Below are 24,216 nucleotides of genomic sequence, written 5' to 3' on the forward strand. Positions count from 1 at the left end.
GGTTTGACGATGAGAACAATAGAATGCTTACCTCTAAAGAGGAAGTTCATAACTACTAATAGCAGAGTTAAGGACTACGACTTTTATGCATCTGAAAATTTTTATTTTATAGACCGCAAAAATATTTATTTAGACTCTGCTTTTTTTGATATCCCGTATAATGAAAAGCATACGGATGCAATTTCGCGTTATAGCGTAGACTCATGGGTAAAAACATTGTGCTCAACTGATATCAGAAAAGATGTTGTTTAATTGATAGATATTAATTCTAATTTAGCTTAAGAGTATTGAGGTAGTAGAATGAAGGGTATTATTCTTGCTGGCGGTTCAGGAACACGTTTACACCCAATTACACGTGGAGTCTCTAAACAACTTTTACCCATTTATGATAAACCTATGGTTTATTATCCAATGTCGGTGCTTATGCTTGCGGGTATCCGTGATATTCTCTTAATCACAACACCTGAAGATCTGCCTTCTTTTAAACGTTTGTTAGGAGATGGTAGTCGTTTCGGAATTAATTTGTCCTATGAAGTTCAGCCGTCTCCTGATGGCCTTGCGCAAGCATTCATAATTGGTGAAGAGTTTATCTCTGGTGATAAATGTGCCTTAGTATTAGGTGATAATATTTTCTTCGGGCAGAGTTTTGGTAGGAAACTTGAATCGGTTGTTTCAGGTAATGCCGGGGCTACTGTTTTTGGCTACCAGGTAATGGATCCAGAACGTTTTGGTGTTGTTGAGTTTGATGAAAACTTCAAGGCATTAAGCATAGAAGAAAAACCAGCTGCACCTAAATCCAACTGGGCTGTTACTGGCCTATATTTTTATGATGCAAACGTGGTTGATATGGCAAAACGTGTTAAACCATCGGCACGCGGTGAACTTGAAATTACTACGCTGAATGAGATGTATCTCGAACAGGGAAATCTTCAGGTAGAATTACTGGGACGAGGTTTTGCATGGCTCGATACCGGTACCCATGACAGTTTAATCGAAGCATCACAATTTATTCATACTATTGAGAAACGACAAGGGTTCAAAATCGCCTGCCTGGAGGAAATTGCTTACCGTAACGGTTGGCTCACTGAGAGTGAGGTCCTGACCTACGGGAATGAAATGAGCAAGACCAATTACGGTCAGTATTTGCTCAATTTAATAAAAAATAGCAAATAGCTATTCATAAAATTAACAATATCATACCCTTAATAGCTATCAGGTTTTGATTATAAAATGAAAGCAAAATATTTTTTCCTTACCTCTGCGCTTCTTTTACCTCCTGCATTCTCTGGTGAAAAACAGCAATGTGATTTTCTCTGGGGCACGGCATCCTCATCTTACCAGGTTGAAGGTGGCTGGAATGAGAGTGGAAAGGGTCCTTCAAACTGGGATTATTTTACTCATAATGAAGTAACAAAATATACTATTGGTACCGTTGAAAATGGAGATGTTGCAGCCAATCAAATTTCTCGGGATGTCTATCTAAAAGATATACAACTCATGAAAGAATTAGGTGTCAATTCGTACCGCTTCTCCATATCCTGGTCCAGGGTCATGCCTGACGGTGTAACGGTAAATAAAAAGGGATTAGAATATTACAACCAACTTATTGCTGACTTAAAAGAAGCTAATATTGAGCCGGTGATTACACTTTACCACTGGGACATGCCATTAGCGCTTTATAAAAAAGGTAGTTGGTCTAACCCTGAATCACCAGTGTGGTTCGAAAAATTTGCGCAAGTAATTTTTGAGAATTTTGGTAATAAAAGTCATAATTTTATTACCTTTAATGAGCCTGAAGGCTATGTTTTTACTCTTGAACCCCTTGCAGCAAATCTCATTGAAAAAAAACCAGACGGATACCGTGACGTTTTGTCCGTAGCGTCTCGTGGAAAACAAGCGGTAGCATTACACAACCTTTTGATTGCAAATGCGATGGTGGTACGTAATTACCATAAGGCTAAATATGATGGACGTATTGGCATTGCGTTAAACTTATCTCCTTGCATCGATAATGGACATCCAAATAGTACTACTGAGCAGTTATGTAACGATCTCCACAACAACTGGATTCTCGATGCTCTATATAAGGGAAAATATCCAGATTCAGTATTGAAAATGTATCAATCAGCATATCCTAAATTTAAGCCCACATCTCAAGATATGCAATTGATTACCCAAGGAAAACCTGATTTCATCGGCGTAAATTATTATGGTCCAACATTGGTTAGGCATGATAAATCTGAACCGTTTGAAATAGGTAATGTCCCTAACCCAGATAAAAAACCATCCGTCAACGGACCTGTTTCTCCTGAGGCGTTGGTTACAATGATGAAAAAGATTGATGCCGAATATGCTCATCCTACCTTCATTATTACTGAGAATGGTGCAGGTTTTGGTTTAGCTGATGAACAACTTAAGGAAGGGGTCATTTCTGATAAGTTGAGAGCAGACTATCTCAAGAGACATGTTACTGCCGTTATGAATGCAAAAAAGGAAGGATTGGATATTCAGGGCTATCTATTTTGGAGCTTGCTCGATAATTTCGAGTGGTTATGGGGTTACAAGAATAGATTTGGAATAATTGGTGTCGATTTCGATGATAAGAATTTGAAACGTATACCTAAGTTAAGCTATTATATTTACCAGAAAACTATTAAAGAATATAAAAAGCAATGTATCTCAACGACGCAAAAATGACCACTTGATAAAGCCATGCTTTTGTTATGGCTAAAGTGTATTAATGACCATAATTACCTACCTCTGCTCTCGATTTCTGAGTTAAGATTATTCGATAATATATCCACCGGGAAGTACCTGGTGGGACCACACCTGACAGGAGTATGTAATGTCCAAGCAACAGATCGGCGTTGTCGGTATGGCAGTGATGGGGCGCAACCTGGCGCTCAACATCGAAAGCCGTGGTTATACCGTCTCCGTTTTCAACCGCTCCCGTGATAAGACTGAAGAAGTGATTGCCGAGAACCCAGGCAAGAAGCTGGTTCCTTTCTATACGGTGAAAGAGTTCGTTGAGTCTCTGGAAACGCCTCGTCGAATCATGCTAATGGTGAAAGCGGGCGCAGGTACCGATGCAGCTATCGACTCCCTGAAGCCTTACCTCGAAAAAGGCGACATCATCATTGATGGCGGTAACACCTTCTTCCAGGACACCATTCGTCGTAACCGTGAATTGTCCGCTGAAGGCTTCAACTTCATCGGTACCGGTGTTTCCGGTGGTGAAGAGGGCGCGCTGAAAGGCCCATCTATCATGCCTGGTGGCCAGAAAGAAGCGTACGAACTGGTTGCGCCTATTCTGACTAAAATCGCTGCTGTTGCGGAAGATGGCGAGCCGTGTGTGACTTATATCGGTCCGGACGGTGCGGGTCACTATGTAAAAATGGTGCACAACGGCATCGAATACGGCGATATGCAGCTGATCGCAGAAGCATACTCCCTGCTGAAAGGCGGCCTGAATCTCTCTAATGAAGAGCTGGCTGAAACCTTTACCGAGTGGAACAAAGGCGAGCTGAACAGCTACCTGATCGACATCACCAAAGATATCTTCACGAAAAAAGATGAAGAGGGTAAATACCTGGTTGATGTGATTCTGGATGAGGCAGCGAACAAAGGTACCGGTAAATGGACCAGCCAGAGCTCTCTGGATCTGGGCGAGCCGCTGTCTCTGATCACCGAATCCGTCTTTGCGCGTTATATCTCTTCTCTGAAAGAGCAGCGCGTTGCGGCTTCTAAAGTGCTGTCAGGCCCACAGGCTAAACCAGCCGGTGACAAAGCTGAGTTCGTCGAGAAAGTTCGTCGCGCCCTGTACCTGGGTAAAATCGTCTCCTACGCGCAGGGCTTCTCTCAGCTGCGTGCGGCGTCAGACGAGAATAACTGGGACCTGAACTACGGCGAGATCGCGAAGATCTTCCGCGCGGGTTGCATCATTCGTGCGCAGTTCCTGCAGAAAATCACCGATGCCTATGCTGAAAACGCAGGTATCGCTAACCTTCTGCTGGCACCGTACTTTAAGAAGATTGCAGACGAGTACCAGCAGGCGCTGCGTGACGTGGTTGCCTACGCTGTACAGAACGGTATCCCGGTTCCAACCTTCTCCGCTGCGGTGGCGTATTACGATAGCTACCGCGCTGCCGTTCTGCCTGCCAACCTGATTCAGGCACAGCGTGACTATTTCGGCGCGCATACTTACAAGCGCACGGATAAAGAAGGCGTGTTCCACACCGAATGGATGGAATAAGTTAACTTACTCGCTATCATCAAACCCGGAGCCTGTCTCCGGGTTTTTTTATGCAAAAAATGCCGCGCATTATTCGAAGTAGTCTGAATCTCATCCCCCTCGTTGTGATTACTCCTGGTTTGCCTTGACAGTGCTGTTTGCCAGGAGGTACAAAGCCCAACAGTTATGTTTATCGCGATGGTCTGCCGGCCATCAATACAGTTAACTCAAAGAAGTCATAAGCGAATGAAAATAACAATTTCCGGAACAGGGTATGTCGGTCTTTCTAACGGCATTCTGATTGCTCAGAACCATGAAGTGGTTGCGCTGGATATCGTGCAGGCCAAAGTGGATATGCTCAATCAGAAGAAATCGCCGATTGTCGACAAAGAAATCCAGGACTATCTCAGCAACAAACCGCTGAATTTCCGCGCCACGACAGATAAAGAAGATGCATACCGCGATGCGGATTACGTCATCATTGCGACGCCTACTGACTACGATCCAAAAACCAACTATTTCAACACCTCAACCGTAGAAGCGGTTATCAAAGATGTTATTGCGATTAATCCTCATGCGGTGATGGTTATTAAATCAACCATTCCTGTCGGCTTTACCAAATCCATCAAAGAAAAGTTTGGTATCGATAATATTTTCTTCTCGCCTGAGTTCCTGCGTGAGGGGAGAGCGCTTTATGATAACCTGCATCCTTCCCGCATCGTTATTGGTGAACGCTCTGAGCGCGCTGAACGTTTCGCTGCGCTGCTTCAGGAAGGCGCGGTGAAGAAAGATATTCCGGTGCTTTTCACAGACTCCACCGAAGCAGAGGCTATTAAGCTTTTCGCAAACACCTATCTGGCAATGCGAGTCGCGTACTTCAATGAGCTCGACAGCTATGCAGAAAGTCTTGGGCTGAATACCCGCCAGATTATTGAAGGGGTTTGCCTCGACCCGCGTATTGGTAACCACTACAACAACCCGTCATTTGGCTACGGTGGCTATTGCCTGCCAAAAGATACCAAGCAGCTGCTGGCAAACTACCAGGCTGTGCCGAATAACCTGATATCGGCGATTGTTGACGCTAACCGTACGCGTAAAGATTTCATCTCCGATTCTATTCTTGCGCGCCAGCCGAAAGTGGTCGGCGTGTACCGTCTGATCATGAAGAGCGGTTCCGATAACTTCCGCGCCTCTTCCATTCAGGGGATCATGAAGCGCATCAAGGCGAAAGGCGTTGAGGTTATTATTTATGAACCGGCCATGCAGGAAGATCAGTTCTTCAATTCCCGCGTGATCCGCGATCTGGATGCTTTTAAGAAGGAAGCGGATGTCATCATCTCGAACCGCATGGCCGAAGAGCTGGCTGACGTCGCTGACAAAGTCTATACCCGCGATCTGTTCGGTAGCGACTAATTCTATTACTTTAAAATAAAAAACCCGGCTGATTTGCCGGGTTTTTTATTTTCAGACCTTATAAAACTCGCGGTACCAGTCAACGAAGTTCTTCACGCCGTCTTTAACCGAGGTTTGCGGTTTGAAACCGATCACGTCATAGAGCGCTTTCGTGTCGGCGCTGGTTTCCAGGACATCGCCCGGCTGGAGTGGCAACATATTTTTCTCGGCTTTCTTACCCAGCGCCTCTTCCAGCGCGGTGATATAGTCCATCAGTTCTACTGGCGAACTGTTACCGATGTTGTAAACGCGGTAAGGTGCTGAACTGGTTGCCGGTGAGCCAGTCTCGACGGTCCAGTTTGCGTCAGGATGGGGAATAACATCCTGCAGGCGGATAATTGCTTCAGCGATATCATCGATGTAGGTGAAATCGCGCTTCATCTTGCCGTAGTTATAGACATCGATGCTTTTGCCTTCAATCATCGCCTTAGTAAACTTAAACAGCGCCATGTCCGGGCGTCCCCACGGACCGTATACGGTAAAGAAGCGCAGTCCGGTGGTCGGCAGGTTGTAGAGATGCGAATAGGTGTGCGACATCAGCTCATTGGCTTTTTTGGTCGCGGCATAGAGTGAAACCGGGTGATCTACGGAATCGTCAGTGGAGAAGGGCATCTTACGGTTGAGGCCATATACGGAGCTGGATGAGGCATACAGCAAATGCTGAACGTGGTTATGGCGGCAGCCTTCCAGCACGTTGAGGTGGCCAATAAGGTTGGCATCGGCGTACGCATGCGGGTTTTCCAGGGAGTAGCGTACGCCTGCCTGTGCGGCCAGGTGAATAACGCGATCGAACTTCTCGTCAGCGAAAAGCGCAGCCATACCTTCCCGGTCAGCTAATTCCATCTTGTGGAAGGTGAATCGCTCAGATTGTAGCCGTTCCAGACGTGCCAGCTTTAAATTAACATCGTAATAGTCGTTCAGGTTATCAATACCGACAACCTCATGACCGCCCTCAATGAGGCGTTTGCTGACATTCGAACCGATAAAACCCGCTGCACCCGTTACCAGAAATTTCATATCTTTCCTCAAATACCTAACGCTTACAGATGCGATAACGCATCACATAGTGACTATGATAGCGCGAAGGGGGCGAGTTACATAACGCATCTTTCCGATATAACTCATCGGATTCTTATAGAAAAATCCTCAGCAATATATACACTATGCAAACATAATAATTTTCCCCCTTTTTATCTGTTAGGGATTGTATGACGCAAAACAACAATAGTCCGGTCAGCCGAAGCAATGACCCTGAGCACATTGATTTACTTGCATTAATGCTACAGCTGTGGCGTGGGAAGTGGACGATAGCAATTTTTGTTTTTGTTTTTATTGCCATGGCGATAGGATATCTATCAGTCGCAAAGGAAAAGTGGACCTCACGGGCGATTATTGCACAACCAGATGCGGCCCAGATAGCGACTTATTCAAATGCATTGAACATCCTCTACGGCAGCGCTGCTCCTTCGATGCTGGACATCCAAACGCGCGCTATTGGACGTTTTAACTCTTCTTTCTCAGCGTTATCGCAGGCGCTGGACAATCAGGACGTGCCAGAAAAACTGACCATTGAGCCTGCTGTTAAAGGGGAAACGTTGCCATTAACCGTCTCCTATATCAGCACTTCTGCTGAAGCGGCTCAAAAGCAGTTAGCGCAGTACATTCAGCAAGTAGATGAACAGACGGCAAAAGAACTTGCCCTTGACCTCAAGGACAATATCAAGGAACGGATTAAATCCCTGAACGATTCTCTGGTAAGCCAGGAAAAGGTCGCTCAAGAGCAGAAAGAGCTGCGAATCAAACAGATTGCTGAGGCGCTGAAAAATGCTGAGGCGGCGAAAATTACCTCGCCGCGCATTCAGCAAACCCAGGATGTGACTCAGGAAACGATGTTTCTGCTGGGAAGCGACGGTCTGAAATCGATGATTGACAATGAAGCGTCACGCCCGCTGGTCTTTTCTGCTGCTTACTATCAGACCAGACAAAACTTGCTGGATATTCAAAATCTGAACGTAAACCCGGATACTATCCACGTCTACCGTTACGTTATGAAACCAAATCTGCCTGTACATCGTGACAGCCCCAAAAAACCAATCATTCTGACTCTTGCCGTGCTGCTGGGCTTGATGATGGGTTCTGTAGTGGTACTGGCGCGTAACGCATTACGCAACTATAAGCCAAAAGCCTGATTTGCAGATTAAAAAAAACCGGGGAAAATCCCCGGTTTTTTTATTTATGACGCTTTCGTAGATTCTCAATCACCGCCGTCAAATCCAGTTCCTGATCCTGCAGCAGCACCAGCAGGTGATACATCAAATCCGACGCTTCATTCGTCAACTCTTCCCGGTCGTGTACGGTCGCGGCCAGCGCCGTCTCAACACCTTCTTCACCCACCTTCTGCGCAATACGCTTAGTCCCGCTGGCATACAGCTTCGCGGTATAGGAGCTCTCAGGATCCGCCGTTTTACGCTCCGCCAGGAGTTGCTCAAGCTGATACAGGAACAGCCACTGGTGGCTCGCCTCGCCAAAACAGCTGCTGGTGCCTTTATGGCAGGTTGGTCCGATTGGGTTCACCAGCACCAGCAGGGTGTCGTTATCGCAGTCTGGCGTCATGCTGACCACGTTCAGGAAGTGCCCCGAGGTTTCCCCTTTGGTCCACAGGCGCTGCTTCGTGCGCGAGAAAAACGTCACTTTGCCGCTGTCGATTGTTTTTACCAGCGCGTCCTGGTTCATGTATCCCAGCATCAGCACTTCGCCTGAGACGGCATGCTGTACAACCACCGGCAGTAATCCGTCAGTTTTTTCCCAGTCCAGCTGCGTCTGTTGTTGCTGTGTTAACATACCCTGATCTCCACGCCCTGGTCGGCCAGGTACGTTTTTAACTCACCAATATTGATAATCTGTTTGTGGAACACGGACGCGGCCAGCGCGCCGTCCACGTTCGCATCGCGGAAGGCTTCCAGGAAGTGTTCCATGGTGCCCGCGCCGCCGGAGGCAATCAGCGGAATGTGGCACACCGCGCGAACTTTCTTCAGCTGCTCGAGATCGTAACCGTTACGCACGCCGTCCTGGTTCATCATGTTCAGCACGATCTCACCTGCGCCGCGCTTCTGCACTTCCTGCACCCAGTCGAGCGTTTCCCACTGCGTCACGCGCGTCCGGCTTTCATCGCCAGTATATTGGTTTACGTGATATTTGCCGGTCGCGGCGTCGAACCAGGTATCAATCCCTACCACTATGCACTGCACGCCAAAGCGATCGGCCAGGCGGGTAATCAGTTCCGGCTCGGCCAGAGCAGGGGAGTTGATGGAAATCTTGTCGGCGCCAAAAGAGAGAATTTTGGCGGCGTCATCAGCAGACTTAATCCCGCCCGCCACGCAGAACGGAATATCAATCACTTCCGCCACGCGCGCGACCCAGCTTTTATCGACCACGCGGCCATCGCTGGAGGCGGTGATGTCATAGAAGACCAGTTCGTCAGCGCCTTCATCGGCATAGCGTTTTGCCAGCGGGACGATATCGCCAATGATCTCGTGGTTGCGGAACTGCACGCCTTTCACAACCTGACCATCGCGCACGTCAAGACAAGGAATTATCCGTTTTGCCAGCATTGAATCGCCTCCGTCACCGTAAATTTACCTTCCAGCAGGGCCCGGCCCACAATCACGCCCTGTACCCCCGTTCCGCGCAGCGCGGCGATATCGGCTAAGTCACCGATGCCGCCAGATGACTGGAATGCCACCTGCGGATAACGGGCGCAAACTTCTTCGTATAAAGAAACGTTGGAACCCGCCAGCGTGCCGTCGCGCGAGATGTCCGTGCACAGCACGTGCTTCAGGCCCACAGGGAGATACGTCTCGACCAGCGCTTCCAGCGTTACGCCGGAGTTTTCCTGCCAGCCGCTGACCGCCACCTGTTTATTACCCTGTTCGTCAATGCGCACGTCCAGCGCCAGTACCAGGGCGTCGGCGCCAAAACGGCGGAACCAGCCTTTCACCGTCTCAGGATCTTTCACGGCGGTTGAACCGACCACCACGCGCGCCATGCCCGCATCCAGCAGAGCGGCCACGTCGTCTTCGGTGCGTACGCCGCCGCCGACCTGCACGGGCACGTCAACACCAGCAACCAGTTTTTTTAGCAGCGGGATCTGGCGCTTCGCCGGATCTTTCGCGCCCGTTAAATCCACCAGATGCAGCACCTGTGCACCCTGGGCTGCATAATCCTGCAGGCGCGGCAGCGGGTCCTTTCCGTAGTCGCGCTGCTGGCCGTAATCGCCCTGGTGGAGACGGACAACCGTGCCGTCAATTAAATCTAACGCGGGAATAATCATCACATCTCCAGGAAGTTTTTCAGCAGCTGCGCGCCCGCGGCGCCAGAGCGTTCCGGGTGAAACTGCACGCCGAAGAAATTGTCTTTCTGCACCGCCGCGGTAAACGCCTCACCGTAAGTGCACTGGGCGATGGTATTGACGTTCACCGGCATGGCGTAACTGTGCACGAAGTAAAAGTACGCGCCGTCTTCGATGCCGCGAAACAGCCGGTCACCCGCTTTGGCGTAAACCCGGTTCCAGCCCATATGAGGCAGAGGCAGGCCGTGGTCGGTCATTTTCGGTACGTCTTCGTCGATAATGCCCAGCAGGTCAACGCCGTTGCTCTCTTCGCTGCGGCGGCCAAGAAGCTGCATGCCCAGGCAAATCCCCAGCACCGGCTGGGTACAGGCTTTGATCAAATCGACCAGATCTCGGGCGTGGATCTGATCCATCGCCGCCTGTGCGGTGCCAACGCCCGGCAGGAAAAGCTTGTCAGCGCGCAATACAATGTCCGGATCGCGGCTCACCACCGGCTCATAGCCGTGGCGCGCGATGGCCGATTTCACGGAGTTGAGGTTGGCGCATCCGGTATCCAGAATCACCACGTTCATCACAGCACTCCTTTCGACGAGGGCAGGGCATCGCCTTCCACGCGGATCGCCTGGCGAAGCGTACGGCCAAAGGCTTTAAACAGGCTCTCCACGCGGTGGTGATCGTTTTTGCCTTTGGTTTTCAGGTGCAGCGTCAGTCCCATGGTGTAGGACAGGGAACGGAAGAAGTGCTCCACCATTTCGGTGCTGAGATCGCCGACGCGCTGGTAGGTGAAATCAGCTTTGTATTCCAGGTGCGGACGACCCGAGATGTCCATGGCGCAGCGCGCCAGGCACTCGTCCATCGGCAGGACGAAGCCGAAACGGTTGATGCCGCGCTTGTCGCCGAGCGCCAGCTTCAGGGCTTCACCCAGCGCCAGGCCGGTATCTTCCACGGTGTGGTGATCGTCAATATAAAGGTCGCCTTTTACCGCGATCTCCATGCGGAAACCGCCGTGGGTGGCGATCTGGTCCAGCATGTGGTCAAAGAAACCGACGCCGGTGTGGATCTTGCTGCCGCCTTCACGGTCCAGCCATACCTTTACATCAATCTGCGTCTCTTTGGTGTTACGCTCAACGTGGGAATAGCGGTCGCGTTTTGTCAGTTGCTCGCCAATCTTTGCCCAGTTAAGGTCGTTACGATCGTAGCGCAGCCCCGCGATGCCCATGTTTTCCGCCAGCGTAATATCGGTGATGCGATCGCCGATGACGTAGCTGTTGGTTTTATCCAGCATATCTTCGGCCAGATAGCGCTCAACCAGCTTCACCTTTGGCTTACGGCAGTCGCACTCGTCGGCTGGCATATGCGGGCAAATCAGCACTTCATCAAATACCACGCCCTGAGAGGTCAGCACCTGCATCATTAAATTATGCGGGCCGTCAAAGTCTGCCTGCGGGAAGCTGTCGGTACCCAGACCGTCCTGGTTAGTGATCATCACCAGCTTATAGCCCGCTTTCTGAAGCTTAAGCAGCACCGGGATGACGTCCGGTTCAAAAGCCAGCTTGTCGAAACGATCGACCTGGAAATCGGCTGGTGGCTCCGAAATAAGGGTGCCATCACGATCGATGAAAAGGATCTTCTGGGTCATACTTTCTCCGCTTTCAGGGCGTCAATGACGCGCTGGCTCTCTGCGCGGGTGCCTACGGTGATACGTAAACAGCCACTCAGGGAAGGTTGTTTATTCTGGTCTCGTAAGATAATGCCCTGATCCCATAAAGATTTAAATACGGCACTGGAGGCGGTGAAGCGCGCCAGGATGTAGTTGGTTTCCGAGTCGAACACCTGCTCGACGCAAGGGATGTCTTTCAGCGCGGTGACAAGGTACTGACGTTCCTCCAGGATCTGCGCCACGCGTTCGCGCATCGCGTTGATACCCTGAGGCGTCAGCGCCTGTGCCGCAATATCGGCAACCGGCGTTGAGAGCGGGTACGGGGCGATCACTTTCAGCAGCAGGTCGATAACCTCTTTATTCGCCAGCGTAAACCCGCAGCGCAGGCCCGCGAGGGCGAAGGCTTTTGACAACGTGCGCAGCACAACGAGATGCGGATACTCTTCCAGCCAACCCGTCAGCGTCGCCTGCGGGCAGAACTCGATGTAGGCTTCGTCGGCCACCACCAGCGCTTTACCACGGGTCATCTCCAGCAGGGTGCGGATATCCTGCGGGTTAATAATCTGCCCGGTTGGGTTATTTGGGCTGCAGACGAAGACGACCTTCACGCCGTCGAGATTGTCGGCAATGCCCTGTAAATCGAGCTGCCAGTTCTCCAGCGCCTGGACGTTGCGGCACGCCACGCCGAAGGTTTCGGCGCTGACGCTGTACATGCCGTACGTGGGCTGGCAGTACATCACCGCGTCTTTGCCCGGCTCGCAGAACGCGCGGATCAGCAGCTCAATGCCCTCATCCGCGCCGCGGCTGACCAGTACCTGCTCCGGCTTCACACCCGCGTACTGGGCGTAGTTTTCAATCACCGCTTTTGGCTGACACTCCGGATAGCGGTTCAGCGTTTGCTGCGACAGCTCAAACTGCACCGCAGTCGGGAATTCGTTGGCGTTCAGCCAGACGTCCCCGTTTCCGCCCAGACGACGTGCAGACTGGTAAGGCGTCAGGCGGCGGACATTTTCGCGGGCTAATTCTTCAATGTTCATGCTTGCTCCTTCAGGGCGGCAACGCGCAGCGTCACGGCGTTTTTGTGGGCGGTCAGACGCTCGGCGGCGGCCAGGGTTTCAATAGTAGAAGCCAGTGAAGCAAACCCCTCGCGGGAGAGTTCCTGCACGGTCATGCGTTTCTGGAAATCCGCCAGGCCGAGGCTGGAACAGGTAGAGGTGTAGCCATACGTTGGCAGCACGTGGTTGGTGCCGGAGGCGTAATCCCCCGCGGACTCCGGTGACCAGTCGCCGAGGAACACCGAGCCCGCGCTGGTGATGCTGTCGACCAGATCGCGCGCGTTGCGGGTCTGAATAATCAGGTGCTCCGGGCCGTACTGGTTGGAGATGGCGATGCACTGCTCGAGATCGCGCGCCACAATCAGGCGGCTGGCCGCCAGCGCCTGACGTGCCGTGTCGGCGCGGGGCAGGTCGGCAAGCTGGCGTTCAACGGCTTCGCCCACGCGTTTCGCCATATCGGCATCCGGCGTCAGCAGGATGACCTGCGAGTCCGGGCCGTGTTCTGCCTGTGAAAGCAGGTCGGAGGCCACGAAGTCCGGCGTTGCGCCGCTGTCGGCAATGACCAGCACTTCAGACGGACCGGCAGGCATATCGATGGCAGCGCCGTCGAGACGCTGGCTGACCTGACGCTTGGCTTCGGTCACATACGCATTGCCCGGGCCAAAGATTTTGTCGACTTTAGGAATGGACTCTGTCCCGAACGCCAGGGCGGAAATCGCCTGTGCGCCGCCCACTTTATACACCGCCTGCACGCCGCAGAGTTTTGCCGCGTAGAGGATCTCATCGGCGATCGGTGGCGGCGAGCACAGCACTACTTTCTGGCATCCGGCGATACGCGCCGGCGTGGCGAGCATTAATACGGTCGAAAACAGCGGCGCTGAACCACCAGGGATATAAAGTCCCACTGACGCAACCGGGCGCGTCACCTGCTGGCAACGCACGCCGGGCAGGGTTTCCACATCCACGGTCTGCAACTTTTGCGCGGTGTGGAAGGTATCGATATTTTTCACCGCGACGGCCATCGCCTGCTTGATATCGTCACCGAGACGATTACTGGCATCAATGATTTCCTGCTCCGTAACCTGCAATGCGCCAACTTCCGTCTTATCAAACTTTGCACTGTATTCACGCAGCGCGTCATCGCCACGGGCTTTGACGTTATCCAGGATCTCCGCCACGGTGCGGGAGATGCTTTCAGAGGCGGAAATCGCCGGGCGCATCAGCAGCTCACGCTGCTGTGCGTCGCTACAGGTATTCCAGTCGATGATTGTGTTAAAGCTCATGGCCATTACTCCATCATCTTCTCAATTGGCAGCACCAGGATGGAGCTTGCGCCCAGCGCCTTCAGTTTTTCCATGGTTTCCCAGAACAGGGTTTCGCTGCTCACCATGTGCATCGCCACGCGCTGCTGATCGCCCGCCAGCGGCAGGATGGTTGGGCGCTCAGCGCCCGGCAGCAGGGCAATCACTTCATCCAGACGCTCGGTTGGGGCGTGCATCATGATGTATTTGGACTCACGCGCCTGAATCACGCCCTGAATACGGGTCAGCAGCTTGTCGATCAGCTGCTGTTTGGCGTCGGCCATCTCGCCGTCGCGCTGAATCAGGCACGCTTTAGAGCGGTAGATGACTTCCACTTCGCGCAGACCGTTCGCTTCCAGCGTCGCGCCGGTCGAGACGAGGTCACAGATGGCGTCCGCCAGACCCGCACGCGGTGCCACTTCAACGGAGCCGTTCAGCAGGCAGGATTTAAACTGCACGCCTTTCTGGTCAAGATAACGCTTCAACAGGTGAGGGTAAGAGGTGGCGATACGTTTGCCGTTCAGCGCGGCCGGGCCGTCCCACGCTTCATCAACCGGCGTTGCCAGCGACAGGCGGCAGCCGCCGAAGTCCAGACGACGCAGGGTGAAGTAACGCGGGTCTTCACCCTGCGCGCGGCGGGTCAGCAGCTCTTCTTCCAGCACGTTTTCACCAATGATGCCGAGGTCAACGACGCCGTCCATCACAAGGCCGGGAATATCGTCATCACGCACGCGCAGAATGTCGATGGGCATGTTTTCAGCCAGAGCAATCAGGCGCTGGGTGTGCAGGTTGATTTTGATCCCGCAGCGGGCCAGCAGTTCGCGTGAATCGTCACTCAAACGGCCTGATTTTTGAATAGCTATGCGTAAACGTGAGTTATCTAACATTCTTTATTCCTCGTTAACCTGTTTTAACCTGTCTGAATTCGGTCCAAAAAAAAGCCCCCGGAAGAAGATCTTCCGGGGGCTTTTTCATGCGTTCATGCACCACTGGAAGATCCAAACGTCTTCCAGCACACATCGCCTGAAAGACTAGTCAGGATGATGGTGATGATGGTGGTGTTTAAATTGAACGCGTGTCATATAAATTCTCGATGAATGCTTATTCATTTGATGTCTTTTAACCTAAACCAGTTGTACGACATATTGCAAGGGCTTTTTTTGATCATTAATTCATTTCATATTGATGCTATGAATTGTGTGTTCTGCCGGGCTGGCGTAGCCTTATGAAAGACGAGTGAGAGTCAGGAGAATTCGCATGAAAAAGGTCGCGATTGTCGGTTTAGGATGGCTGGGAATGCCGCTGGCGATGTCATTAGCCGCGAAAGGCTGGCAGGTGACCGGGAGCAAGACCACCCGGGATGGGGTCGAAGCGGCACGCATGTGCGGTATTGATGGCGTTGAACTGCGTCTGGAGCCGGAACTGGTGTGTGATGCGGACGATCTGGACACGCTGATGAACGTAGATGCGCTGGTGATTACGCTACCCGCACGGCGCAGTGGCCCGGGCGAATCATTCTACCTGCAGGCGATGCAGGAGATTGTCGACAGCGCGCTGGCGCATCACGTCCCGCGCATAATTTTTACCAGCTCGACGTCGGTCTATGGCGATGCTGAGGGCGTGGTGAAAGAGAGTTCCGAGCGCCGTCCCGTAACCGCGAGCGGTCAGGTCCTGAAAGAGCTGGAAGACTGGCTGCATAACCTTCCCGGCACGCAGGTCGATATCGTTCGTCTGGCGGGGCTGGTTGGCCCGGGGCGTCATCCGGGGCGCTTCTTTGCCGGTAAGACGGCACCAGACGGTCAGCATGGCGTGAATCTTGTGCATCTTGAAGATGTTATTGGCGCGATTGAGCTACTCTTACAGGCTCCAAAAGGCGGACACATCTATAATATATGTGCACCGTCTCATCCGGCGCGCAGCACGTTTTACCCGCTCATGGCACGCCAGCTTGGGTTGGCTCCGCCGGTTTTTGGTGAGGCAAAGAACGAAAGTAAAGGCAAAATTGTTGATGGCAATCGCATTTGCCATGAGCTGGGGTTTGAGTATCAGTATCCCGATCCGCTGGTGATGCCCATGGAATAAGCCCCGCAGCGGAGACAATCGCACACCAGAAGGGGGCGAGCATGAAACCGCTGCTGGATGTTCTTATTATTCTGGATGCACTGGAAAAAGAGGGGAGCTTTGCGGCTGCGTCGGCAAAGCTCTACAAAACCCCTTCGGCCCTGAGCTATACCGTTCAAAAACTGGAAAGCGACCTCAATATTCAGATCCTCGATCGCTCCGGGCACCGCGCGCGGTTTACCCGCACCGGGCAGATGCTGCTGGAAAAAGGCCGTGACGTTCTTCATACCGTTCGCGAGCTGGAAAAGCAGGCCGTCAAGCTCCATCAGGGATGGGAGAATGAGCTGGTGATTGGCGTGGATGATACCTTTCCGTTTTCTCTACTGACGCCGCTCATTGAAGCGTTTTTTCAGCATCACAGCGTCACCCGGCTGATTTTCATCAACGGCGTGCTGGGCGGCTCCTGGGATGCCTTAACCCAGGGCAGGGCGGACATTTTTGTCGGTGCCCTGCATGAGCCTCCCCAGTTGAGTGACTTTGGCTTTGCCCGCCTGGGCGTGCTGGAGCAGGTATTTGCCGTGGCGCCCCATCATCCGCTGGCTCAGGAGCCTGATCCTCTTAACCGTCGCGTTATTAAGGGGTACCGCGCAATAGTAGTCGGGGACAGCTCGCGCCCCGAATGTGCGGTTTCCTCGCAGCTGCTGGATGAGCAGGAGGCCATTACCGTTTTTGACTTTAAAACCAAGCTGGAGCTGCAAATTAGCGGCCTGGGCTGCGGCTATTTGCCGCGCTATCTGGCGCAGCGCTTTATTGATAGCGGTGCGCTTGTTGAAAAACAGGTGCTTGCGCAAAGCAGTAACGAATCGGTGTGGGTCGGCTGGAATGAACAAACCGCCGGGCTGGCCAGCGCCTGGTGGCGGGACGAAATTTTAGCAAATAGTGCTATCGCTGCAGTTTACTCTCAGGGGAGAGCCGAGAAATCAGCCAGTTAGAAAAAAGAAAATGACCCGGTGCGTTGCAAAGTATTGCCTTTTGTATCCGATGTGGGGCAAAATGCCGCCGCTGCAACCAAATGAATAATCGACGATATAAAAGGCGTCGGTTATTTTTTTTTGCATGTACGAAACGAAACTAAAAACCAAGAGGCCGGGCTTCGTACCGGATAGATATTTACTAAAATCCGACAGTTGTTGTCGCTGAGGAAGAAAGAAATGGGGCAATTTTTCGCTTACGTGGCGGTTATCACCGTAAAGGAGAATAACTATGTCGCATAACGCAACTCCAAACACCTCTCGCGTGGAATTACGTAAAACGCTTACGTTGATTCCGGTTGTTATGATGGGCCTTGCCTATATGCAACCGATGACGCTGTTCGATACATTCGGTATCGTATCGGGCCTCACTGACGGTCATGTGCCGACGGCTTACGGCTTTGCGCTGATTGCGATCCTCTTTACCGCGCTGAGCTACGGTAAACTGGTGCGTCGCTATCCGTCTGCAGGTTCCGCCTACACCTATGCCCAGAAATCCATCAGCCCGACGGTTGGCTTTATGGTGGGCTGGTCTTCGCTGCTCGACTACCTGTTCGCGCCGATGATCAACATTCTGCTGGCAAAAATCTATTTTGAAGCGCTGGTGCCATCGATTCCCTCGTGGATCTTCGTCGTGGCGCTGGTAGCCTTTATGACGGCCTTTAACCTGCGCAGCATCAAGTCCGTTGCCAACTTTAACTCCGTTATCGTTGTGCTTCAGGTTGTCCTGATTGCCGTGATTCTTGGCATGGTGATCTATGGCGTATTCCACGGCGAAGGCGCGGGCACCCTGGCGAGCAGCAAACCGTTCTGGTCTGGTGATGCGCATGTGATCCCGATGATTACCGGGGCGACGATTCTGTGCTTCTCCTTTACCGGTTTCGACGGGATTAGCAACCTGTCTGAGGAAACGAAGGATGCAGAGCGCGTGATCCCGCGTGCCATCTTCCTGACGGCGCTGATTGGCGGTCTGATCTTTATTTTCTCGACCTATTTCCTGCAGCTGTACTTCCCGGATATCTCGCGCTTCAAGGATCCGGATGCGTCTCAGCCGGAAATCATGCTCTATGTGGCGGGTAAAGCGTTCCAGGTCGGCGCGCTGATCTTCTCCACCATCACCGTACTGGCGTCCGGTATGGCCGCGCATGCAGGCGTTGCGCGTCTGATGTACGTAATGGGTCGTGATGGCGTATTCCCGAAAAGCTTCTTCGGCTACGTACATCCAACCTGGCGTACCCCGGCGATGAACATTATCCTTGTCGGTGCGATCGCGCTTCTGGCGATTAACTTTGACCTGGTGATGGCAACGGCGCTGATTAACTTCGGTGCGCTGGTGGCGTTCACCTTTGTTAACCTGTCGGTTATCTCTCAGTTCTGGATCCGTGAAAAGCGTAACAAGACGCTGAAAGATCACTTCCAGTATCTGTTCCTGCCGATGTGCGGTGCCCTGACCGTGGGCGCGCTGTGGGTTAACCTGGAAGAGAGCTCGATGGTGCTTGGCCTGATTTGGGCAGGTATCGGCCTGGTTTACCTGGCCTGCGTTACGAAGAGCTTCCGTAACCCGGTTCCTCAGTACGAAGACGTTGCTTAAGTCTTAACGTATCAAAAAAAAACCGGAGACCCTTGTCTCCGGTTTTTTTATATCTCACTTCAGACTATCTCTTGCGCGTACTGGAACAGGGCTTTTAACAGGATCTGTTTTTCTGCGTTGCCTTCATACTGGTTGTATAACGACTCAAGCTCCTGCGCGTAATGCTGCAGATACTCTGGCGTAAACACGTTTCGACGGTGTTGCAGCCAGCGCGCCTGTTCTGCTTCATCCAGCGTGCCGGGATAATTGCGCGCCCGGTAGTTAAACATCAGCTTTTCGATGCGCTTATCGGCGAAGGTGATGTCCAGCGCAGGTAAGTTACGCGGCTCGGTTTGCAGAACAATATTCATGGCTGCACGGTCGGCATCGCTGAAGAAGCCGTTGTAGAGCTGGGCATCCACGTTTTCGGACGGCACAAACGGCTCCGCCTCGGCAAAGATGGCGACCACTTTCTCGCGCACCTGCGGGTTATCGCGAAGCACTTTCAGGTTATCCAGGCAGTGTTGACGGTTAATGCCCAGCCTGTCGGCATCTTCCGGACGCAGCGTGTTCGCCTGCGCCAGCACCGGACATTTATTGATATGCACCAGCTTAACCGGCACCGCAGGCAGATCCCCGAGTTCATTTTTCGGGGTGTAAAGCCGTTCGCGCAGGGTATCGCTGTCAAGCTCCAGCAGCGGCGAAATATCGCCCGCCAGGTCCACCATGATAACCGCATTACGGTTATCCGGGTGCCACGCCAGCGGCGCAACCCAGCTGGTATTGCCGCGCCAGGCGCCAAACATGCCGGAGATATGCACCAGGGGCTTCATCTGCGGTACGTCGATAAGGGTCATGAGCTTCTGCTTGCTTCGGTGGCTCAGCAGATATTCAAACAGCCGGGGCTGTGCGGTTTTCACCAGCTTCGCCATGGCAATGGTGGCATAAACGTCTGCCATCGCATCGTGGGCATTGCTGTGCTCGATGCCGTTGGCGCGCGTCAGGTGTTCCAGCCGGAAGCTGGTCAGCCCTTCCTCATTTTCCGGCCAGTTAATGCCTTCAGGGCGCAGGGCATAACAGGCGCGCATGATGTCGAGCAGATCCCAGCGTGAATTGCGGTTCTGCCAGCTCCAGGCGTACGGATCGTAGAAGTTGCGATAGAAGATATTGCGCGTCACTTCATCATCGAAGCGGATGTTGTTGTAACCGACCACGCAGGTATTAGGCACGGTAAACAGATCGTGGATGCGGCGGGCGAACTCTGCCTCGTTAACGCCTTTTTCCCGCGCTTCCTGCGGGGTGATCCCGGTGACCATCACCGCGCCGGGCTGCGGCAGGTAATCATCCGCTGGCTTGCAGTAAAAGACCTCAGGCTCGCCGATGATGTTGAATTCGTCATCGGTACGGATGGCGGCAAACTGCGCCGGTCGGTCCAGCGCCGGATGCGTGCCAAAGGTTTCGTAGTCGTGGAATAAAAAAGTCGGGCGAGCGGCAGAGTCAGACACCAGTAATACCATCCTGTTAAAAAATGACGTCACTATGGTAAACGATCGTGCGGGTCAGACCGAATAAAAAGCGCCGCCGCGGCGCAAATTTGCGAGACCGCTTCCGCGTAAAACCTGCGTTCTGTCACATTTTTTTGCAATTAAGCCAGGTAACGACATCAGAACTCCCGTAAAAAGGTCATCGATTTTTAATGACCTGAGGATATACCGTTGAAACGCCGTCTGTTTATTGCTGTTTCTTTACTCGCTTCGAGTGTCTCATCTGCTTTTGCGGCCGAACCACTGGATTTTTCGCCGCAGCCTCCGGCCATCCAGGCTGGCTCCTGGGTGCTGATGGATTACACGACTGGTCAAATTTTAACGGCGGGCAACGAACATCAGCAACGTAACCCGGCGAGCCTCACCAAGCTGATGACGGGTTATGTGGTGGATCGGGCCATTGATAGCCACCGCATTACCCCGGATGACATCGTCACCGTAGGGCGTGACGCATGGGCAAAGGGCAACCCGGTTTTTGACGGTTCGTCGCTGATGTTCCTGAAAGAGGGCGATCGCGTCACCGTGCGTGACTTAAGCCGCGGTCTGATTGTCGATTCCGGCAACGATGCCTGCGTGGCGCTGGCCGATCACGTGGCTGGCGGGCAGCCGCAGTTTGTGAAGATGATGAACGACTACGTGCAGAAGCTGAACATGCGTGATACGCACTTTGAAACCGTCCACGGTCTGGACGCGCCGGGCCAGCACAGCTCGGCCTATGACCTGGCCGTGCTCTCCCGGGCCATCATTCACGGTGAGCCAGAGTTTTATCATATGTACAGCGAAAAGAGTCTCACCTGGAACGGCATCACCCAGCAAAACCGTAACGGCCTGCTATGGGATAAAACCATGAACGTGGACGGCCTGAAAACGGGGCATACCTCAGGAGCAGGCTTTAACCTTATTGCCTCCGCGGTGGACGGTCAGCGTCGTTTGATTGCGGTGGTGATGGGCGCGGACAGCCCGAAAGGGCGCGAGGACCAGGCGCGTAAGCTCCTGCACTGGGGACAACAGAACTTCGATACGGTGCAGATCCTGCATAACGGTAAAAAAGTCGGAACAGAGCGTATCTGGTACGGCGATAAAGAACAGGTGAAACTGGGCACCGACCAGGACTTCTGGCTGGCCCTGCCGAAAGCGGAAGTACCGAACATCAAAGCCAAATACGTGCTGGATAAAAAAGAGCTGGAAGCACCGATTGCCGCGCATCAGCGGGTCGGGGAGATCCAGCTCTATGACCGCGACAAGGTCGTGGCGCACTGGCCTCTGGTCACTCTGGAAGCCGTTGATAAGGGAGGCGTATTCTCACGCCTGAGCGATTATCTTCACCACACGCTTTAACCGCTGATGGGCAGACTGGCAGGGTTGCGAGTCTGCTCACATAATAAACACTCCTCGTTTGCCGATAATAGAAATCCTGCTTTATAGTGTATAAATATACAGTGCTAATCGGAGGCAGCATGGACTACAGCATCAAGCAGCAACAGAAACGTAAGATTGCGGGTTTTCATCTTGTTGGGCCGTGGGAAAAAACGGTCAAGCAGGGCTTTGAACAGCTGGTCATGTGGGTAGACGGGCGTCACATTGAGCCGCTGGAGTGGGTGGCGGTCTATTACGATAACCCCGATGAGGTTCCGGCAGAAAAACTGCGCTGCGATACGGCCGTTACCGTACCGGATGATTTCGTCATCCCGGAAAACAGCGAAGGGGTGATGATGACCGAAATCGCGGCCGGTGATTATGCCGTGGCGACGGCGCGCGTGGAAAACTACGACTTTGCAACCCCGTGGTATCAGTTCTTTAATTCCCTGCTGCAGGATAATAAATATCAGATGGTGCTTAAGCCCTGCTTTGAGCGCTATCTCAATGATGGCAACGCGGACGGCTACTGGGATATTGAAATGTTTATCGCGGTAGAGCACAAAACGGTTTAAGCCTGCTCAATGAAGGGTTTTTCAGCCGGGAGCGATCCGCCCGGCTGAAAACACAGTACAATTGTGATTTGCCGTGTTGCTGGAGAGCGGGTGTGCGTCCCGACAAATCATTAACCCCTTTTGAAATTCGCTTATATAAACATTACCGCGTGGTGCACGGGTGTCGCATCGCGCTGGCGTTCGTGTTGACCTTTGTACTGGTCAGGTTGCTGGATATACCGGAAGGAACGTGGCCGCTGATCACGCTGGTGGTGGTGATGGGACCAATCTCATTTTGGGGAAACGTTGTCCCGCGCGCCTTCGAGCGGATAGGTGGTACCGTGCTTGGCTCTGCCCTGGGGCTGATTGCCCTGAAGCTTGAGCTCATCTCATTTCCAGTGATGCTGGCATGGTGCGGTGCCGCCATGTTCCTGTGCGGCTGGCTGGCGCTGGGCAAACGGCCTTATCAGGCGCTGCTGATTGGTATCACTCTCGCGGTCGTGGTCGGCGCGCCAGCAGGGGATATGACCACGGCGATGTGGCGAAGCGGGGATGTTATTCTGGGCTCGCTGCTCGCCATGCTGTTTACCGGCATCTGGCCGCAGCGGGCTTTTCTGCACTGGCGTATCCAGATGGCTAACTACGTCACGGCGTTTAACCGCGTTTACCAGGCGGGGTTTTCACCGAATCTGGTTGAGCGTCCCCGGCTGGAAAAGCATCTGCAAACCATCCTCAACGACGTGGTCAAAATGCGCGGCCTGATAGTACCAGCCAGTAAAGAGACCCATATTCAGAAAGCGATTTTCGAAGCTATCCAGACGGTCAGCCGCAATCTGGTGTGTATGCTTGAACTGCAAATCAACGCGCACTGGGCCACGCGTCCCAGCCATCTGTTGATGCTTAACGCCCAGACCCTCAAAGAGACGCAGATGATGACGCAGCAGACCCTGCTGACCATCGCCCATGCGCTCTATGAAGGGAACCCGCAGCCCGTTCTGGCGAACAGCGAGCGTCTCAATGAAATCGTGGCGGAACTGAAGCAGTTAATCAACGAGCGGCAGGGCGATAACGTGGCGGAAACGCCCATTCACGGCTATGTCTGGCTGAGCCTGGAGCTGGCGCGACAGCTTGAACTGCTATCGCACCTGATTTGTCGGGCGCTGCGCAAATAAAACGCGGATGTGACGCCTGCTGCTTCGATTCAGCAGCAATTGGGGTTATGATAGCTTTAAACGATATAGCCATTGTCATTCGCAGCCGCTGTCAGTAAGGTTATTGTTACAACGGTTGCTTTAACGAATCCGAATCTCACATTATCAGGGGTGTAAAAATGGAAACTATCAAGCCTTCGTTCCAGGATGTTCTGGAATTCGTCCGCCTGTTCCGCCGCAAAAACAAACTGCAGCGTGAAATCCAGGACGTTGAGAAGAAGATCCGTGACAACCAGAAACGTGTTCTGCTGCTCGACAACCTGAGCGACTACATCAAGCCGGGCATGAGCGTTGAAGCTATTCAGGGCATCATCGCCAGCATGAAGAGCGACTATGAAGACCGCGTTGATGATTACATCATCAAAAATGCCGAGCTGTCCAAAGAGCGTCGCGACATCTCCAAAAAGCTGAAAGTGATGGGCGAAATCAAAAACGCCGAAGCTAAAAGCGAATAATCGCAGCGAATTGTGAAAAAGGCTCTCTGGTGACAGGGGGCCTTTTTTATTTGACGATCAACGGTCCGCTGATTTGTAGGTCGGGTCATGCGCGGCCGCCAGCCGACAATTTTATCTACTATAGAAAAGCAAAAGCCTGCTACAAAGCAGGCTTTTTAAATTTGGCTCCTCTGACTGGACTCGAACCAGTGACATACGGATTAACAGTCCGCCGTTCTACCGACTGAACTACAGAGGAATCGTTGTGGAGGCTTATCTTAGCGGCGAAAAAACTTTTGTCAAACCTGATCTTAGGGAAAATCGACTGATTGCCGATTCTGTCGTCAGTTTGTTGTAAATACACACATCTTTTTCAGGAAAATACTTTGCAGGATTAGCATTTCTCCC

25 protein-coding genes, 1 tRNA gene, 1 pseudogene and 1 other annotated feature are annotated in these 24,216 nt (G+C 52.5%); of the genes and pseudogenes, 15 read left to right on the plus strand and 12 right to left on the minus strand.

Going from position 1 to position 24,216, the window contains the following annotated elements; translation table 11 throughout:
- The 5 genes and pseudogenes from IM314_RS22000 to ugd all read left to right on the plus strand — a co-directional run.
- Positions 1-252: pseudogene (locus tag IM314_RS22000) on the plus strand (hypothetical protein); the annotation flags it as partial.
- Positions 253-300: 48 nt separating this feature from the next.
- The gene (gene rfbA / locus IM314_RS16980; protein ID WP_047363184.1) at positions 301-1,173 is read left to right on the plus strand and encodes a glucose-1-phosphate thymidylyltransferase RfbA; all 873 of its coding nucleotides are present in this window, start codon (positions 301-303) and stop codon (positions 1,171-1,173) included.
- A gap of 57 nt (positions 1,174-1,230) precedes the next feature.
- Complete coding sequence (locus IM314_RS16985) at positions 1,231-2,697, plus strand: glycoside hydrolase family 1 protein (RefSeq protein WP_047363185.1); 1,467 nt, start codon at positions 1,231-1,233, stop codon at positions 2,695-2,697.
- A 148-nt stretch (positions 2,698-2,845) separates the two neighbouring features.
- On the plus strand, positions 2,846-4,252 hold the full coding sequence (gene gndA / locus IM314_RS16990) for an NADP-dependent phosphogluconate dehydrogenase (RefSeq protein WP_193358775.1): 1,407 nt from the start codon (positions 2,846-2,848) through the stop codon (positions 4,250-4,252).
- 225 nt (positions 4,253-4,477) lie between these two features.
- Complete coding sequence (ugd, locus tag IM314_RS16995) at positions 4,478-5,644, plus strand: UDP-glucose 6-dehydrogenase (RefSeq protein WP_193358774.1); 1,167 nt, start codon at positions 4,478-4,480, stop codon at positions 5,642-5,644.
- A 51-nt stretch (positions 5,645-5,695) separates the two neighbouring features.
- Here the strand turns inward: ugd and IM314_RS17000 are convergent, their stop codons facing one another.
- Positions 5,696-6,700 carry an NAD-dependent epimerase gene (locus IM314_RS17000; RefSeq protein ID WP_063154995.1) on the minus strand — a complete coding sequence of 335 codons (1,005 nt, stop codon included), beginning with the start codon at positions 6,698-6,700 and terminating at the stop codon, positions 5,696-5,698.
- Between the two features lie 191 nt (positions 6,701-6,891).
- On the opposite strand from IM314_RS17000, the gene wzzB reads away from it, so the two are divergent.
- Positions 6,892-7,872: an LPS O-antigen chain length determinant protein WzzB gene (gene wzzB, locus IM314_RS17005; RefSeq protein ID WP_047363188.1), complete on the plus strand. Its 981-nt coding sequence runs from the start codon at positions 6,892-6,894 to the stop codon at positions 7,870-7,872.
- Between the two features lie 40 nt (positions 7,873-7,912).
- On the opposite strand, the gene hisIE is transcribed toward wzzB, so the two are convergent.
- The 9 genes from hisIE to hisL all read right to left on the minus strand — a co-directional run bounded on the left by hisIE (position 7,913) and on the right by hisL (position 15,129).
- Positions 7,913-8,524, minus strand: a complete 612-nt coding sequence (gene hisIE, locus IM314_RS17010) for a bifunctional phosphoribosyl-AMP cyclohydrolase/phosphoribosyl-ATP diphosphatase HisIE (RefSeq protein WP_193358773.1) — start codon at positions 8,522-8,524, stop codon at positions 7,913-7,915.
- Complete coding sequence (gene hisF / locus IM314_RS17015; RefSeq protein WP_193358772.1) at positions 8,518-9,294, minus strand: imidazole glycerol phosphate synthase subunit HisF; 777 nt, start codon at positions 9,292-9,294, stop codon at positions 8,518-8,520. The genes hisIE and hisF overlap by 7 nt, the downstream gene beginning before the upstream one ends.
- Positions 9,276-10,013 (minus strand): 1-(5-phosphoribosyl)-5-[(5-phosphoribosylamino)methylideneamino]imidazole-4-carboxamide isomerase, encoded by a 738-nt coding sequence (gene hisA / locus IM314_RS17020; protein WP_193358771.1) that lies wholly within the window; start codon positions 10,011-10,013, stop codon positions 9,276-9,278. Before hisA ends, hisF begins: the two co-directional genes overlap by 19 nt.
- The gene (hisH, locus tag IM314_RS17025; protein WP_153656627.1) at positions 10,013-10,603 is read right to left on the minus strand and encodes an imidazole glycerol phosphate synthase subunit HisH; all 591 of its coding nucleotides are present in this window, start codon (positions 10,601-10,603) and stop codon (positions 10,013-10,015) included. Before hisH ends, hisA begins: the two co-directional genes overlap by 1 nt.
- A complete protein-coding gene (hisB, locus tag IM314_RS17030) occupies positions 10,603-11,670 on the minus strand; it encodes a bifunctional histidinol-phosphatase/imidazoleglycerol-phosphate dehydratase HisB (protein ID WP_028013764.1) in 1,068 nt (355 codons plus the stop codon). Before hisB ends, hisH begins: the two co-directional genes overlap by 1 nt.
- Complete coding sequence (gene hisC, locus IM314_RS17035) at positions 11,667-12,728, minus strand: histidinol-phosphate transaminase (protein WP_028013763.1); 1,062 nt, start codon at positions 12,726-12,728, stop codon at positions 11,667-11,669. The genes hisB and hisC overlap by 4 nt, the downstream gene beginning before the upstream one ends.
- Complete coding sequence (gene hisD, locus IM314_RS17040; protein ID WP_193358770.1) at positions 12,725-14,029, minus strand: histidinol dehydrogenase; 1,305 nt, start codon at positions 14,027-14,029, stop codon at positions 12,725-12,727. The genes hisC and hisD overlap by 4 nt, the downstream gene beginning before the upstream one ends.
- 5 nt (positions 14,030-14,034) lie before the next feature.
- Complete coding sequence (gene hisG, locus IM314_RS17045; protein WP_000886595.1) at positions 14,035-14,934, minus strand: ATP phosphoribosyltransferase; 900 nt, start codon at positions 14,932-14,934, stop codon at positions 14,035-14,037.
- Between the two features lie 45 nt (positions 14,935-14,979).
- Positions 14,980-15,103 (minus strand) — a sequence feature (His leader region).
- Positions 15,079-15,129 carry a his operon leader peptide gene (gene hisL, locus IM314_RS17050; protein ID WP_001364200.1) on the minus strand — a complete coding sequence of 17 codons (51 nt, stop codon included), beginning with the start codon at positions 15,127-15,129 and terminating at the stop codon, positions 15,079-15,081. Its footprint overlaps the feature before it by 25 nt.
- Positions 15,130-15,304: 175 nt before the next feature.
- Here hisL and IM314_RS17055 point away from each other — a divergent pair, with 175 nt between their 5' ends.
- The 4 genes from IM314_RS17055 to plaP all read left to right on the plus strand — a co-directional run bounded on the left by IM314_RS17055 (position 15,305) and on the right by plaP (position 18,730).
- The gene (locus tag IM314_RS17055; RefSeq protein WP_028013761.1) at positions 15,305-16,129 is read left to right on the plus strand and encodes an SDR family oxidoreductase; all 825 of its coding nucleotides are present in this window, start codon (positions 15,305-15,307) and stop codon (positions 16,127-16,129) included.
- 41 nt (positions 16,130-16,170) lie between these two features.
- Positions 16,171-17,100, plus strand: coding sequence for a LysR substrate-binding domain-containing protein (locus tag IM314_RS17060; protein ID WP_193358769.1), 930 nt, complete (start codon positions 16,171-16,173; stop codon positions 17,098-17,100).
- Between the two features lie 219 nt (positions 17,101-17,319).
- Positions 17,320-17,382, plus strand: a complete 63-nt coding sequence (yoeI, locus tag IM314_RS17065; protein WP_099458931.1) for a membrane protein YoeI — start codon at positions 17,320-17,322, stop codon at positions 17,380-17,382.
- A complete protein-coding gene (gene plaP / locus IM314_RS17070; RefSeq protein WP_028013759.1) occupies positions 17,372-18,730 on the plus strand; it encodes a putrescine/proton symporter PlaP in 1,359 nt (452 codons plus the stop codon). The genes yoeI and plaP overlap by 11 nt, the downstream gene beginning before the upstream one ends.
- A 59-nt stretch (positions 18,731-18,789) precedes the next feature.
- Here the strand turns inward: plaP and sbcB are convergent, their stop codons facing one another.
- Entirely contained in the window at positions 18,790-20,226 is a 1,437-nt protein-coding gene (sbcB, locus tag IM314_RS17075; RefSeq protein WP_153656654.1) for an exodeoxyribonuclease I, read from the minus strand.
- Between the two features lie 198 nt (positions 20,227-20,424).
- On the opposite strand from sbcB, the gene dacD reads away from it, so the two are divergent.
- From dacD to IM314_RS17095, 4 genes are all read left to right on the plus strand, one after another.
- Positions 20,425-21,591 carry a serine-type D-Ala-D-Ala carboxypeptidase DacD gene (gene dacD, locus IM314_RS17080; protein WP_193358768.1) on the plus strand — a complete coding sequence of 389 codons (1,167 nt, stop codon included), beginning with the start codon at positions 20,425-20,427 and terminating at the stop codon, positions 21,589-21,591.
- 119 nt (positions 21,592-21,710) lie between these two features.
- Positions 21,711-22,184 (plus strand): DNA gyrase inhibitor SbmC, encoded by a 474-nt coding sequence (gene sbmC / locus IM314_RS17085; protein ID WP_041909176.1) that lies wholly within the window; start codon positions 21,711-21,713, stop codon positions 22,182-22,184.
- 92 nt (positions 22,185-22,276) lie between these two features.
- Positions 22,277-23,335: an FUSC family protein gene (locus tag IM314_RS17090; protein WP_028013755.1), complete on the plus strand. Its 1,059-nt coding sequence runs from the start codon at positions 22,277-22,279 to the stop codon at positions 23,333-23,335.
- A 158-nt stretch (positions 23,336-23,493) separates the two neighbouring features.
- A complete protein-coding gene (locus tag IM314_RS17095) occupies positions 23,494-23,829 on the plus strand; it encodes a DUF496 family protein (RefSeq protein WP_028013754.1) in 336 nt (111 codons plus the stop codon).
- Between the two features lie 162 nt (positions 23,830-23,991).
- Here the strand turns inward: IM314_RS17095 and IM314_RS17100 are convergent.
- Positions 23,992-24,067 (minus strand) — tRNA-Asn (locus IM314_RS17100).
- A 6-nt stretch (positions 24,068-24,073) separates the two neighbouring features.
- Between IM314_RS17100 and IM314_RS22155 the strand changes: the two genes are divergently transcribed.
- Complete coding sequence (locus IM314_RS22155; RefSeq protein ID WP_219358334.1) at positions 24,074-24,166, plus strand: DUF5951 family protein; 93 nt, start codon at positions 24,074-24,076, stop codon at positions 24,164-24,166.
- The last annotated feature ends 50 nt before the right edge of the window (positions 24,167-24,216 follow it).

Origin of the sequence: Enterobacter cloacae complex sp. P42RS, assembly GCF_014930595.1 — a bacterium.
Taxonomy (GTDB): Bacteria; Pseudomonadota; Gammaproteobacteria; order Enterobacterales; family Enterobacteriaceae; genus Enterobacter; species Enterobacter bugandensis.

What these genes read in the sequence shown, in the direction of transcription:
- rfbA (WP_047363184.1), top strand. Translation starts at nt 301, where the DNA reads ATGAAGGGTATTATTCTTGCTGGCGGTTCAGGAACACGTTTACACCCA.
- IM314_RS16985 (WP_047363185.1), top strand. Translation starts at nt 1,231, where the DNA reads ATGAAAGCAAAATATTTTTTCCTTACCTCTGCGCTTCTTTTACCTCCT.
- gndA (WP_193358775.1), top strand. Translation starts at nt 2,846, where the DNA reads ATGTCCAAGCAACAGATCGGCGTTGTCGGTATGGCAGTGATGGGGCGC.
- ugd (WP_193358774.1), top strand. Translation starts at nt 4,478, where the DNA reads ATGAAAATAACAATTTCCGGAACAGGGTATGTCGGTCTTTCTAACGGC.
- IM314_RS17000 (WP_063154995.1), bottom strand. Translation starts at nt 6,700, where the DNA reads ATGAAATTTCTGGTAACGGGTGCAGCGGGTTTTATCGGTTCGAATGTC.
- wzzB (WP_047363188.1), top strand. Translation starts at nt 6,892, where the DNA reads ATGACGCAAAACAACAATAGTCCGGTCAGCCGAAGCAATGACCCTGAG.
- hisIE (WP_193358773.1), bottom strand. Translation starts at nt 8,524, where the DNA reads ATGTTAACACAGCAACAACAGACGCAGCTGGACTGGGAAAAAACTGAC.
- hisF (WP_193358772.1), bottom strand. Translation starts at nt 9,294, where the DNA reads ATGCTGGCAAAACGGATAATTCCTTGTCTTGACGTGCGCGATGGTCAG.
- hisA (WP_193358771.1), bottom strand. Translation starts at nt 10,013, where the DNA reads ATGATTATTCCCGCGTTAGATTTAATTGACGGCACGGTTGTCCGTCTC.
- hisH (WP_153656627.1), bottom strand. Translation starts at nt 10,603, where the DNA reads ATGAACGTGGTGATTCTGGATACCGGATGCGCCAACCTCAACTCCGTG.
- hisB (WP_028013764.1), bottom strand. Translation starts at nt 11,670, where the DNA reads ATGACCCAGAAGATCCTTTTCATCGATCGTGATGGCACCCTTATTTCG.
- hisC (WP_028013763.1), bottom strand. Translation starts at nt 12,728, where the DNA reads ATGAACATTGAAGAATTAGCCCGCGAAAATGTCCGCCGCCTGACGCCT.
- hisD (WP_193358770.1), bottom strand. Translation starts at nt 14,029, where the DNA reads ATGAGCTTTAACACAATCATCGACTGGAATACCTGTAGCGACGCACAG.
- hisG (WP_000886595.1), bottom strand. Translation starts at nt 14,934, where the DNA reads ATGTTAGATAACTCACGTTTACGCATAGCTATTCAAAAATCAGGCCGT.
- IM314_RS17055 (WP_028013761.1), top strand. Translation starts at nt 15,305, where the DNA reads ATGAAAAAGGTCGCGATTGTCGGTTTAGGATGGCTGGGAATGCCGCTG.
- IM314_RS17060 (WP_193358769.1), top strand. Translation starts at nt 16,171, where the DNA reads ATGAAACCGCTGCTGGATGTTCTTATTATTCTGGATGCACTGGAAAAA.
- plaP (WP_028013759.1), top strand. Translation starts at nt 17,372, where the DNA reads ATGTCGCATAACGCAACTCCAAACACCTCTCGCGTGGAATTACGTAAA.
- sbcB (WP_153656654.1), bottom strand. Translation starts at nt 20,226, where the DNA reads ATGGTATTACTGGTGTCTGACTCTGCCGCTCGCCCGACTTTTTTATTC.
- sbmC (WP_041909176.1), top strand. Translation starts at nt 21,711, where the DNA reads ATGGACTACAGCATCAAGCAGCAACAGAAACGTAAGATTGCGGGTTTT.
- IM314_RS17095 (WP_028013754.1), top strand. Translation starts at nt 23,494, where the DNA reads ATGGAAACTATCAAGCCTTCGTTCCAGGATGTTCTGGAATTCGTCCGC.